Annotated in this window: 12 protein-coding genes; 5 read left to right on the top strand and 7 right to left on the bottom strand. The window is 61.3% G+C overall.

Annotated features, from left to right (window positions below; genetic code table 11):
* Positions 1 to 158: 158 nt before the first annotated feature.
* From dkgB to KI797_RS13245, 5 genes are all read right to left on the bottom strand, one after another.
* A complete protein-coding gene (gene dkgB / locus KI797_RS13265; protein WP_041206106.1) occupies positions 159 to 962 on the bottom strand; it encodes a 2,5-didehydrogluconate reductase DkgB in 804 nt (267 codons plus the stop codon).
* Positions 963 to 1,049: 87 nt separating this feature from the next.
* Positions 1,050 to 1,340, bottom strand: coding sequence for a putative quinol monooxygenase (locus tag KI797_RS13260; protein ID WP_226169661.1), 291 nt, complete (start codon positions 1,338 to 1,340; stop codon positions 1,050 to 1,052).
* 174 nt (positions 1,341 to 1,514) lie between these two features.
* Entirely contained in the window at positions 1,515 to 1,880 is a 366-nt protein-coding gene (locus tag KI797_RS13255; RefSeq protein ID WP_041206104.1) for a VOC family protein, read from the bottom strand.
* Positions 1,881 to 1,926: 46 nt separating this feature from the next.
* Positions 1,927 to 2,313 carry a DUF6404 family protein gene (locus KI797_RS13250; protein WP_139750857.1) on the bottom strand — a complete coding sequence of 129 codons (387 nt, stop codon included), beginning with the start codon at positions 2,311 to 2,313 and terminating at the stop codon, positions 1,927 to 1,929.
* 228 nt (positions 2,314 to 2,541) lie between these two features.
* The gene (locus KI797_RS13245) at positions 2,542 to 2,889 is read right to left on the bottom strand and encodes a GFA family protein (protein ID WP_041206103.1); all 348 of its coding nucleotides are present in this window, start codon (positions 2,887 to 2,889) and stop codon (positions 2,542 to 2,544) included.
* 246 nt (positions 2,890 to 3,135) lie between these two features.
* On the opposite strand from KI797_RS13245, the gene KI797_RS13240 reads away from it, so the two are divergent.
* Entirely contained in the window at positions 3,136 to 4,038 is a 903-nt protein-coding gene (locus KI797_RS13240; protein WP_043130055.1) for a LysR substrate-binding domain-containing protein, read from the top strand.
* Positions 4,039 to 4,217: 179 nt separating this feature from the next.
* Here KI797_RS13240 and glpK read toward each other — a convergent pair whose 3' ends face one another.
* Both glpK and KI797_RS13230 read right to left on the bottom strand, forming a co-directional pair.
* Positions 4,218 to 5,720 carry a glycerol kinase GlpK gene (glpK, locus tag KI797_RS13235; RefSeq protein WP_041206102.1) on the bottom strand — a complete coding sequence of 501 codons (1,503 nt, stop codon included), beginning with the start codon at positions 5,718 to 5,720 and terminating at the stop codon, positions 4,218 to 4,220.
* A gap of 29 nt (positions 5,721 to 5,749) precedes the next feature.
* Positions 5,750 to 6,598 (bottom strand): MIP/aquaporin family protein, encoded by an 849-nt coding sequence (locus KI797_RS13230; protein WP_005327692.1) that lies wholly within the window; start codon positions 6,596 to 6,598, stop codon positions 5,750 to 5,752.
* Positions 6,599 to 7,087: 489 nt separating this feature from the next.
* Between KI797_RS13230 and glpT the strand changes: the two genes are divergently transcribed.
* The 4 genes from glpT (at position 7,088) to glpQ (ending at position 12,415) form a co-directional block, all read left to right on the top strand.
* Positions 7,088 to 8,443: a glycerol-3-phosphate transporter gene (gene glpT / locus KI797_RS13225; RefSeq protein ID WP_042648339.1), complete on the top strand. Its 1,356-nt coding sequence runs from the start codon at positions 7,088 to 7,090 to the stop codon at positions 8,441 to 8,443.
* 100 nt (positions 8,444 to 8,543) lie between these two features.
* Positions 8,544 to 9,302 carry a DeoR/GlpR family transcriptional regulator gene (locus tag KI797_RS13220; RefSeq protein ID WP_005328190.1) on the top strand — a complete coding sequence of 253 codons (759 nt, stop codon included), beginning with the start codon at positions 8,544 to 8,546 and terminating at the stop codon, positions 9,300 to 9,302.
* Between the two features lie 442 nt (positions 9,303 to 9,744).
* Complete coding sequence (gene glpD / locus KI797_RS13215) at positions 9,745 to 11,232, top strand: glycerol-3-phosphate dehydrogenase (protein ID WP_161507373.1); 1,488 nt, start codon at positions 9,745 to 9,747, stop codon at positions 11,230 to 11,232.
* A 103-nt stretch (positions 11,233 to 11,335) separates the two neighbouring features.
* Positions 11,336 to 12,415, top strand: a complete 1,080-nt coding sequence (gene glpQ / locus KI797_RS13210; protein ID WP_161507372.1) for a glycerophosphodiester phosphodiesterase — start codon at positions 11,336 to 11,338, stop codon at positions 12,413 to 12,415.
* Positions 12,416 to 12,479: the final 64 nt, after the last annotated feature.

Here is a 12,479-nt window from a genome sequence, read left to right as displayed (position 1 = left end):
TGCAGGGGAGAGGGCCAGCGCACGGGCGGCAGTGGCGCACGGTATTGGAAGCAAAAAAGCGGGAGGCACAGTGCCTCCCGCTTGGCTGCTCGTCGATGGTGTTGGGTTTTCTTTGCTCCCTTCTCCCCTGGCGGGAGAAGGGCTGGGGATGAGGGGGATCAATCCCAATCTGGCGCAAAGTCCGGGTTGGCGCAGCGCTCGCCTCGATCCAGGGTGGCAATCTGCGCCATCTCCTCGGGGCTGAGTTTGACCTTCAGCGCAGCCAGGTTGGCGGCGAGATTCTCCCGTTTGGTGGAGCTCGGGATCACCGTCATGCCCTGGGCCAGCAGCCAGGCCAGCGACACCTGGGCCGCCGAGACGCCGTGGCGCTTGCCGATCTCCATCAGGAGCGGCTCGGCGAGCACCTTGCCATAGGCGAGCGGCATATAGGCGGTGATGGCGATGCCGTGCTCCTGGCAGAACTCAACCACCTTGCGGTTTTGCAGCAGGGGGTGGATCTCCACCTGCTGGTGGGCGATGGCGCCCGGCCCCATGATCTCGATGGCCTGCTGGAGCTGAGCCACGGTAAAGTTGGAAACCCCGATCTCCCGGGTCAGGCCCCGGGTCTTGGCTTCGGCCAGCTGCTCCAGATAGACCGCCATTGGCACCTCATCCTGGGGGGAGGGCCAGTGAATAAGCGCCAGATCCAGATAGTCGGTGCCCAGCTTTTCCAGGCTCAGCTCCAGGCTCGGGATCACCTTGCCCGGGCCGAACTCGCTGGTCCACACCTTGGTGGTCAGGTAGATATCCGGGCGGGGCACGCCGCTTTCGTTCATCAAGCGGCCCACTTCGGCCTCGTTGTCATAGATCTGGGCAGTATCGATATGGCGATAGCCGAGATCCAGACCCTGCAGCAGGGAGTCGCGCAGGGGCTGATCCTTCAGGCGAAAGGTACCAAGACCCAGGTTGGGCATCTTCATCATCATATTCCTCAACTTATTGTTTCTACGCTCAATATTGTATCGGCCCATCCCGCATCCAGGGTGGGCAGGGGCAGGCCGCAGCTGGATTCAGGCTAGTTGATAGCGGCGCACCAGGCTGCTGGCAAACCACTCCTGGGTGTCGGCCACGAAGGCGAGAAAATGGGGCTGCTGCTGGTGGGCGCTGAGGGCAGCTTCACTCTCCCACTCCTCGTACAGCATCCAGCCGTGAGGGCTCTCCAGGCTCTGGTGCAACTGGTAGCAGAGGCCCCCGGGCTCTTGCAGGGTAGCCGCTATCAAGGGGCCCAAGGCGGCGCGACACTGGGCGGCGAATTCGGGTTTGGCGTCAAGCTGGGCAATCACAATCACGGGGGATGACATCTGAACCTCCTCGTTAAGACGAGAATCAGTATGCCCGCCGCCTATCGTGGGAAACAGGGCAGCAGTCGCAAAACACTATTGAGATAAGAGCAGCAATGAATGGGCAGGGGCGAGGTGGAGGTGAGGAAGTCAGGGAGGTAAAGGAGCAGGGAACGCCGGAGCGCCCCCTTGCCATCAGGCATTGGCCGGCTCTGACCAGACCGCGAATTCGTTGCCGCTGGGTTCGACAAAGTGGAAGCGGCGGCCGCCGGGGAAGTCGAATAGCGGGCGGTTGATGATGCCGCCATGGTGCTGCACCTTGGCCTGGGTTGCCTCTATATCTGCGCTGTAGAACACCAGCAGAGCGCCTCCCTGATGGCTGTGACTGCACATATCTGCGCGGTAGAAGCCGCCATCCAGCCCTTCACCCGCAAAGGCGCAATAGTCGGGGCCGTAGTCCGCGAACTGCCAGCCGAAAGCGGCGGTGAAGAAGGCCTTGGTGGCCGCGAGATCCCTGGCGGCAAACTCCACATAGTTCAGTTTTTCATGGGCCTTGGTCATGGCAGCTTCCTTTTGTTTCAAACGATGTGTGATGGCGGCCGCGTGATTATCTGGGCTGCCAGCGTTTCTGTGTCTTTGGCGTGGAGCAGGGCAGAGCCCCCCAGGGAGTCAGCTTTAGCTGTAGCCGGCGGATCTGGAAGAAGATGGCCATCAGCAGACCGAAACAGAGGGTGAAGAAAGTGGCCTGACGCAGGGCATATTCCAGACTCACCTCATGTTCCCGGCCGAAAAACCACATCAGCAGTCCCCAGATGATGCCAGTCGGTAGCCCCAGTGCGAGCAGATTGATCATGAAACGCTCATAGTGGGGCGGCCTCAGCTGCCAGCCAGTTCGGCGCAGCAGACGGTATAGCGGCGGGGCGTAATTGGGCTCCTTCACACCCTTGCTTGCCAGCTCTTTATGGGCGGCGAATAGACGGTGTTCAAATAACATTGTGCTTCCTTTGTGTGGTAGCAGAGCAGGGCTCACGATGAGATGCCTGCCCAGAATATCTCTATGCGGGCTCCGATTGTAGCCTTTTTTTCCGGCTGGGGTGTTAGCGCCGGATCACATCGAGCCGTGCAGGAGAAGGGGAGAGCGGGCGGTGGGGATAGAGAGGGACAGGCCAGAGGGAAGAGAGGCACCTCCGGCCTGATTGACAGCGTCAGACGGCTTCTATGGTCACAGCGCCCGACCATCGTAGTGCTGCACCGGCAGCGACTCGGGCTCTATCCCCTCCAGGCAGCGGACATTGATGGCGACGATATGGTTGCCCTTGGGATCCACGCCTTCGCCATAGGGGTGCATGCCGCACACTGGGCAGAATCTGTGTTTGACCACATGCTTGTTGAAGGTGTAAGTGCTGGCCGCCTCGTCCGGGGTCAGCAACCTCATCTTGTCATGGGGCATGATCCACAGCAGGGACCCCTTGCGCTGACAGATGGAACAGTTGCAGGCCATGACCTGGCTCAGCTCCCCTTCGACTTCGAATGCCACCCTGCCGCAGTGGCAGCTTCCCTTGTATTTCATCACCCGACTCCTTGTTCTCTGGCTTGATCCTTAGGCAGGTACCGAACCACTTGTCTGCCAAAGGCCATCTTCATTGCCCGCAGCGCTTGTCCCGATGGAGTGCGCGAACCGACTCAGTATAGCCATCCCGCGTCGGACGCCTCTGGCGGGCTAATGCGCGCAAGTGACCCCGAGCGGGCCATGACGCTTGCCAACTCATAGCCATAATGACTATAAAGCCCCATGACTCTTGCCAGGATGACAACAATGAAGACCCATTCCGATGAACTGACCCTGTTCGTGGCCGTGGTGGAGGCGGGCAGCTTTCGCCAGGCGGCGGAGAACCTCGGGATGGACAACTCTGTGGTGAGCCGCGGCATCAAGCGCCTCGAAGAGAAGCTCGCCACCGTGCTGCTCAACCGCACCACACGTCGGGTCAGCCTGACCGAGGAGGGGAGCTGGTTCTATCAGCGGGCGGTGAAGGTGCTGACCGAGATGAGCGAGGCGGAGAGTCATCTGCTGATGCGCCGGGAACAACCCGAAGGGGTGTTGAGAGTCGACGCCGCCACCCCTTTCATCCTGCACCGGCTGGTGCCCATCATCGGCGAGTTTCGCCGCCGCTATCCGGGGATCGAGCTGCAACTGCACAGCTCCGAGGGCTTCATCAACCTGATGGAGCGGCGGGTGGACATGGCCATTCGCATCGGCGAGCTGACGGACTCCTCCCTGCGGGCCCTGTCGCTCGGACGATCCAAGCTGCGGTTGCTCGCCTCCCCGGACTATCTTGCGGAGCGCGGTACCCCGCGCCAGCCGGCGGATCTGCTGAGCGGCCACGAGCTGCTCGGCTTTTTGCACCCCGATCACCTCAACCACTGGCCGCTGCTCAGCAGTGAACAGGGGGACAGATTCGCCATCACCCCGACCTTGCGGGCCAGTAGCGGCGAGACCCTGCGCCAGCTGGCGCTCAGAGGTCAGGGGATCGTCTGCCTGTCGGACTTCATGACGGGAGAGGACAGGGCGAGCGGTGCCCTGGTGGAGGTGCTGGCCCGCAGCAACAGCGGCGCCTCGCGCCCCATCCATGCGGTGTTCTACTCCGATGCCCAGCGGGACATCCGACTGCGGGTCTGGCTCGATTTCCTCAAGGAGCAGCTCGGCGCCGAGGCGTTGTAGGAGGCGGGCAGGAGGTTGCACTCTCTGCCGACCGCTTTCTACCAGAGGGAGGAGATTGCATACCTTTCCTGACGAAGGGGAAGGGACAGAGGGGGCGCTCGCGAGCGCCAACAAGAAGAGGCCGACATTGCTGTCGGCCTCTTTGTTTTCTTCATCTCAAGGATGTGCCGGTTACCCGATCACTCCTCTTCGGCCCAGCGGCGTGAACGCTCCACCGCCTTCTTCCAGCCGTTGTAGCGTTTGGCGCGATCTTCCTTGTCCATCTGGGGGATGAACTCGCGATCGACGCTGAACTTGTCTTCCAGCTCTTCGGAGCTCTTCCAGAAACCGACGGCCAGGCCTGCCAGGAAGGCGGCGCCCATGGCGGTGGTTTCGATGCGGGTCGGACGCACCACAGGGGTGTGCATCATGTCGGCCTGGAACTGCATCAGGAAGTCGTTGGCCACGGCGCCGCCGTCTACCTTGAGGGCAGCCAGCTTGATGCCGGAGTCCTGCTGCATGGCATCCAGCACGTCGCGGCTCTGGTAGGCGATGGATTCCAGCGCGGCACGGATGATGTGGTTGCGGTTGGCGCCGCGGGTCAGGCCGACCATGGTGCCGCGAGCATACGGATCCCAGTAGGGGGCGCCCAGACCGACGAAGGCCGGCACCAGGTAGACGCCGTTGGTGTCGCCAACCTTGGAGGCGAAGTAGTCGGTGTCACGGGCATCGTGGATGATTTTCAGCTCGTCACGCAGCCACTGGATGGTGGCGCCACCCATGAATACCGCACCTTCCAGCGCGTAATTCACTTCCCCTTTCGGGCCGATGGCGACCGTGGTCAGCAGGCCGTTGCTGGAACGAACTGGCTCTGTGCCGGTATTCATCAGCAGGAAGCAACCGGTGCCATAGGTGTTCTTGGCCATGCCTTTCTCGAAGCAGAGCTGGCCGAACAGGGCAGACTGCTGGTCACCGGCGATACCGGCGATGGGGATGCGGGAGCCGCCGCCACGGGTGGTGTAGCCATAGACCTCGGAGGAGGGTTTGACCTCGGGCAGCATGGAGGCGGGGATGCCCAGCTCGTCCAGCATCCGCTCGTCCCACTTCAGATCGCGAATGTTGTAGAGCATGGTGCGCGACGCGTTGGTCGGGTCGGTGACGTGCACCTCGCCGTTGGTCATCTTCCACACCAGCCAGGTGTCGATGGTGCCGAACAGCAGCTCGCCGTTCATCGCCTTCTCACGTGCCCCTTCCACGTTGTCCAGGATCCACTTCACCTTGGTGCCGGAGAAGTACGCGTCCAGCACTAGGCCTGTGTTCTCGCGCACGTACTCTTCCAGGCCGCGGGCCTTGAGCTCTTCACAGATGGCGGCGGTGCGGCGGCACTGCCAGACGATGGCGTTGTAGATGGGCTTGCCGGTGGCTTTCTCCCACACCACGGTCGTTTCACGCTGGTTGGTGATGCCGATGGCGGCGATCTGCTCGCTGTGCAGGCCGCTCTTGGCCAGCACCTCGGTGAAGACGGAGGACTGGGTTGCCCAGATCTCCATGGGGTCGTGTTCGACCCAGCCCGCTTTCGGGTAGTGCTGGGTGAATTCGCGCTGGGAGGTCGCGACTATGTTGGCATCCTGATCGAACACGATGGCACGGGAGGAGGTGGTACCTTGATCCAGCGCGACGACAAATTTCTTTTCAGCAGACATGATGTTCTCCACGTTTGGGGGGACCGCTCTTAGGCGGCGGCCTCTTCTTTATTGGACAGCTTGGCGGCTTCTTCGGTCACGACACGGTTGCCCGGGACGCAGGGAGCCAGCACTTTCACATACAGAGCGGTACCCAGCTGGGCGCCGACAATGGGGCCGAGGATGGGGACCCAGAAGTAGGGGTTGTCGCGACCACCGGTCAGGGCCACATCGCCCCAGCCTGCAAAGAAGGCGAACAGTTTGGGACCAAAGTCACGGGCCGGGTTCATGGCAAAACCGGTCAAGGGGCCGAGGGAGGCGCCGATCACCGCGATCAGGATGCCGATCAGCAGGGCGGCGGCGAAGCCTTTGGGGGCGCCGTTGTTGTTGTCACCCAGTGCCATGATGCCCAGCATCAGGACGGCGGTGATCACCAGCTCGACCGCGAATGCCTGCATGTTGGAGAGCAGGGCATTGGGGTAGGTGGAGAAGATGCCGGCGGTGCCGAGGCTCTCTACGCTGCCGCGCACCACGTTGTGGGTCAGTTCCCACTGGGTGAAGAGGTTGCCATAGAGGAAGTAGACCAGGGCGGCGGAGGCGAAGGCGCCCGCTATCTGGGCGATGATGAAGGGCACCACCTTGCGCTTGTCGAAGCCGCAGAAGGTCATCAGCGCCAGGGTCACGGCCGGGTTCAGGTGGGCGCCAGAGATGCCGCCGGTCACGTAGATGGCGATGGCGACCCCCAGGCCCCAGGTAATGGAGATTTCCCATTGCCCGAAGTTGGCGCCAGCCAGCACCAGGGCGGCCACACAACCAACGCCGAAGAAGATCAGCAGGCCGGTGCCGATAAACTCGGCGAGGCACTCGCCGAGCAGGGTATTGGGTCTTTGTATGCTCATAGTTGTTATTCCTTATATCCACCCAGAGTAGGTTTGATGTTCCGTTTCGTTATCTTGCATTCCCATTTCTTGAGTCCGAAAACGTTTCTTCTTGTTGTTTGAGCTGACGCAAACGTTATGCTCGTTTGCGCTCGTTCTTGGACGAGAGAGAAAATAAACCTTCTGTGCCAATTCACCAGACCCCCGCCACCGGAAATGTGGACAAGATCCCATTCATTGCTAAGAAAATGTGACGAAAAGCAACAGTTAGCGGCACTAATACTCCTTAGTGGGTAGCCAAATTCCGTGCCCTGCAAGGGCTGGAGGCCGATGCGCGATCACTCATTGGGTGACATTCTTTGTAATAAAACTGCAATAATTTAGCCTTCATCACAGATTAAATGTTCACATATGAGCACAATAGGCTCGCTTGCGAAGTAAGGACTCAACTGGTCGCAGGCACGATCGGGGCACCCTCAATCGCCCATAACAACAATAAGGAAGCAGAACATGCTTAGTCTCTTCAGGCCTGCACCCCACATCGACCGACTACCGGCCGACAAGGTGGACCCCTTCTACAAACGCATGCGTTGGCAGGTGTTTTTCGGGATCTTCTTCGGTTATGCCGGCTACTACCTGGTGCGCAAGAACTTCAGTCTGGCGATGCCCTATCTCATCGAGCAGGGCTTCTCTCGCGGTGATCTGGGGCTGGCCCTGTCCGGTGTCTCCATCGCCTACGGTCTCTCCAAATTCCTGATGGGGAACGTGTCGGACCGCTCCAATGCGCGCTACTTCCTCTCCGCCGGCCTGCTACTCTCGGCCGGCATCATGTTCATGATGGGGACTGTGCACTGGGCCACCTCCAGCATCGCCATCATGTTCGTGCTGTTGTTCCTGAACGGCTGGGTTCAGGGCATGGGCTGGCCGCCCTGCGGTCGCACCATGGTGCACTGGTGGTCACAGAAGGAGCGGGGCGAAATCGTCTCGGTCTGGAACGTGGCCCACAACGTGGGTGGCGGCATGATAGGTCCGCTGTTCATCCTCGGCATGGGTTGGTTCAATGACTGGCGCAGCGCCTTCTATGTGCCGGCTGCGGCTGCGGCTGCCATCGCGGTGATCGCCTTCTTCGTGATGCGTGACACCCCGCAGTCCGTGGGTCTGCCGCCCATCGAGGAGTACAAGAACGACTACCCGAAGGATTACAACGAGAGTCACGAGCAGGAGTTCTCCGCCAAGGAGATCTTCATGAAGTACGTGCTGCACAACAAGCTCTTGTGGTACATCGCGATTGCCAACGCCTTCGTCTACCTCATTCGCTACGGCGTGCTGGACTGGGCACCGACCTACCTCAAGGAAGCCAAGGACTTCAGCGTGGATCACTCCTCCTGGGCCTACTTCCTCTATGAGTGGGCGGGGATCCCGGGCACCCTGCTGTGTGGCTGGATCTCGGACAAGATGTTCCAGGGCCGCCGCGCCCCGGCCGGTATCCTGTTCATGGTACTGGTGACCGTGGCCGTGCTGGTCTACTGGTTCAACCCGGCGGGCAACCCGACCATCGACATGATGGCCCTGGTCGCCATCGGCTTCCTTATCTATGGCCCCGTCATGCTGATCGGTCTCTATGCCCTGGAGCTGGCGCCGAAGAAGGCCGCCGGTACCGCGGCAGGTTTCACCGGTCTGTTCGGTTATCTGGGGGGCGCCGTGGCGGCCAACGCCATGCTGGGCTACACGGTCGACCATTTCGGTTGGGACGGCGGCTTCCTGGTGCTGACCATCTCCTGCGTGCTCTCTATCGTACTGCTGGCCCTGACCCTCAAGCACGAGAACATCTCGATCGCCCACAAGGCCGCTGCCGACAAGGCATAAAACGTGATCCTGCCCTTATCAGTCCGAAAAGGGATAGGGTACACTGCCAAAGGCCCCGCAATGCCGGGGCCTTTTTTCGTCTCTCAAGCGGAGTGCAAGCGTGAAGCAAACCCAACGACATCTGGAGATCCTGGACGTTCTGACAAGGCAGGGCTTTGTCTCGACCGACGACCTGGTGACCCATTTTGACGTCAGCCCCCAGACCATTCGCCGGGATCTGAACGATCTCGCCGAGCAGAACAAGATCCGGCGCCATCACGGCGGGGCCTCCCTGCATTCGAGTACCGTCAATACCGCCTACAGCGCCCGCAAGGTGATGCAGCTCAAGGAGAAGGAGCGCATCGCTCGCGAGGTGGCCGCCAATATTCCCGACGGTTCATCGCTCTTCATCGACATCGGCACCACCACCGAGGCCATCGCCCGCGCCTTGCTCGATCACCGTGAGCTGCGGGTGGTCACCAACAACCTCAACGTCGCCAGCATCCTCACCGCCAAGGATGACTTCACCGTCATCATCGCCGGTGGCGAGATCCGCAACCGGGACGGGGGCATCGTCGGGGAGGCGACCCGCGACTTCATCGGCCAGTTCCGCATGGACTATGGCGTCATCGGTATATCCGGTATCGACAACGACGGCTCCTTGCTCGATTTCGACTACCACGAGGTGAAGATAGCCCAGGCCATCATCGCCCACTCCCGCCAGGTGTTCCTGGCCGCCGACCACACCAAGTTCGGGCGCAATGCCATGGTCAACCTCGGCAACCTCAATCAGATCCACGCCCTGTTCACGGATCAGGAGCCGCCGGAGAAGTTGATGCGACTGATGTCCCAGCATCAGATCGCCTGCCACATCTGCTGAGTATTCCCACGCCGCACTAGCATCAGGCCGCCGTCAGGCGGCCGCTTTCTTGCTGCTCTCTAACGGGGTCCCCAGGCGGGGCGCCTTGCCCCTGCAGCCTCTCTCCTTCTGTCCCTGTGGCGCCGTCTCGGCCGGAAAAACAACGGCTCTCTTCTCGTCCTCGGTGGTTTGCCTCTGGGCAATCTCTGCTTCAGGGCCGGGCTCCTTCGGCCTCGGCCAGCCGCGTCCGCATCCGTTGCGGCAGATTCGCCCTGGCAGTAGGGACAATGGCGAGGGCTTGGGGCGGCACTTTGTCACCGACCGGCAGCATTTTTAGCATTGTCAGAACAATCGCGATCACATTTCCCTCATAAAATGTTCGTTTATCATTTTTTCATGTTCTAATATGAGCGAAATCAAACATTGCCGGCATGGCGAACACAAAATAAGAAAGTAGGTGAACATGAGCGAACATTATGATCTGGTCGTCGTCGGCGGCGGCATCAACGGGGTCGGCATTGCGGCGGATGCGGCGGGGCGGGGGCTGAAGGTGGCGCTGTTCGAGGCACAGGATCTCGCCTCGGCCACCTCGTCCAACTCCAGCAAGCTGATCCACGGCGGCTTGCGCTATCTCGAACATTACGAATTCCGGCTGGTGAAAGAGGCACTGGCGGAGCGGGAGGTGCTGCTCGGCATGGCGCCGCACATCGCCCGTCCCATGCGATTCCGCCTGCCGCACCGCCCGCACCTGCGCCCGGCCTGGATGATCCGTGCCGGCCTCTTCCTCTACGACAACCTGGCCAAGCGCGACAAGCTCAAGGGCAGTTGCGGCCTGCGCTTCCTGCCGCAAGATGGTCTCAAGAGCGGCATCAACAAGGGCTTCGAGTACTCGGACGCCTGGGTCGACGACGCCCGCCTGGTGGTGCTCAATGCCATGATGGCCCGGGACAAGGGCGCCGATGTGCAGACCCGCACCCGCTGCGTCAAGGCGGTGCGCGGATCCAAGCACTGGACCCTGACCCTGGAGCGGGAAGGGGGCGAGCAGTTCAACGTCACCTGCCGTGGCCTGGTCAATGCGGCCGGTCCCTGGGTCAAGACCTTCTATGACGAGAGCCTGCACGAGAAATCCCCGCGCGGCATTCGCCTCATCAAGGGCAGCCACATCATAGTGCCGCGCATCCATGAGCGCGAAGAGGCCTACATCCTGCAAAACGAGGACAACCGCATCGTCTTCGTCATTCCTTACCAGCAGGACTACTCCCTCATCGGCACCACGGACGTGGAGCACCATGGCAGCCCGCGGGAGGCGAAGATCAGCGAAGCCGAGATAAATTACCTGTGCAAGGTGGTCAACGCCCACTTCACCCGCCAGATTGCCCCCTCCGAGGTCATCTGGACCTATGCCGGGGTGCGGCCACTGTGCGATGACGAGTCCGACTCCCCCCAGGCGGTGACTCGCGACTACACCCTTGAGCTCTCCGGCGAATCCGACGGGGCGCCGCTGCTCTCCGTGTTTGGCGGCAAGCTCACCACCTATCGCAAGCTGGCCCAGGCCGCCTGCAACAAGCTCAAGCCCTGGTTCAGCCAGATGGGTGAGGACTGGACCGCCACCAGCCGTCTGCCCGGCGGCGAGTTCGACTGCTCCACCACAGAGCTGGCCCGCGCCTACATGCTCGAATTCGACTGGCTGGACGAGCGCAGCGCCCGCCGCATCGCCGAGGCCTATGGCAGTCATGCCCGTCTCTGGTTGCACGAGGAGCGCGGCCAGCACTTTGGTGCCGGGCTGTACGAGTCGGAAGTGCGCTATCTGATCAGCCGCGAGTGGGCCCACTCCCTAGAGGATATCCTGTGGCGTCGCAGCAAGCTGGGGCTGCGCCTGCCCGAATCTGAGCAGCAGCAGCTCGGTGCCTGGCTGCTCGAACACCATCACGCCCTGCCCAAGGCAAGCTGATTTAAGCGGCGGGCTGCCCCTTGGCCGCCCGCCGTAAAACTGCAATAAACCTCTGCTATAACAACTACCTACATCCAATAAACAATAACAAAGAGCACCTTTCATGAAACAACCTCACCTCTCTCTCGTGGCCCTGGGCCTCGGGGTCGCCCTCGCATTGCCCGCCCTGGCCGTTGATGGCGGCAAGATAGTGATTGCCCACCGCGGCGCCTCCGGCTATCTGCCCGAGCACACCCTGGAGTCCAAGGCGCTGGCCTATGGCATGGGGGCCGACTATCTGGAGCAGGATCTGGTGATGACCAGGGATGACCAGCTGGTGGTGATGCACGATCACTTCCTCGACGGCATCACCGACGTGGCGACGCGCTTCCCCGGTCGTGCCCGCCCGGACGGTCGCTACTATGTGGTGGACTTCACCCTGGCCGAGGTGCGCTCCCTGCGCATGACGGAGCCGTTCCAGCTGGTGGACGGCAAACAGGTGCCCGTCTATCCGGCCCGCTTCCCGCTGTGGCAGTCCGACTTCAAGATCCACACCTTCCAGGAAGAGATAGAGATGATCCAGGGGCTCAACAAGAGCACCGGCAAAGAGATCGGTATCTACCCGGAGATCAAGGCCCCCTGGCTGTTCCGCCACGAGGGCAAGGATATCTCCAAGGCGGTGCTGACAGTGCTCAAGGAGTACGGCTATACCGGCAAGAGCGACAAGGTCTATCTGCAGAGCTTCGACGTGGATGAGCTCAAACGCATCGACAGCGAGCTGATGCCGGCGCTGGGCATGGACTTGAAGCTGGTGCAGCTGATGGCCGAGACCGACTGGAATGAGACCATGGTCTACGACGCCAAGGGCAAGGCGACCCCCTACGACTATGACTGGATGTTCAAGCCAGGCGCCATGAAGACCATAGCCGGCTATGCCGACGGCATAGGCCCCTGGAAGCCGATGATAGTCACCGAGCCGGGGACTCCGGGCAAGCCGGTGTTCACCGCCATGGTGAAAGAGGCTCACGCCGCTGGTCTCAAGGTGCACCCTTATACCTTCCGCCAGGATGAGGGCCAGATCCCGCCCTATGCGAAAGACTTCACCGACTTGCTCAACATCTTCCTCTATCAGGCGGATGTGGACGGGGTGTTCAGCGACTTCCCCGACAAGGCGGTGGCGGTCATCAAGGCCCACGGCAAATAATAAAAGAAGAGCAACACGGGAACGCAAGCGGGGCCAGGTGCCCCGCTTTTTTATGGCGGCAGGC

The sequence above is a fragment of the Aeromonas media genome (assembly GCF_020423125.1).
Lineage (GTDB): Bacteria > Pseudomonadota > Gammaproteobacteria > Enterobacterales > Aeromonadaceae > Aeromonas > Aeromonas media.
Note: the sequence above shows the minus strand (reverse complement) of the source record. Positions and strands in the feature narration are given on the sequence as shown.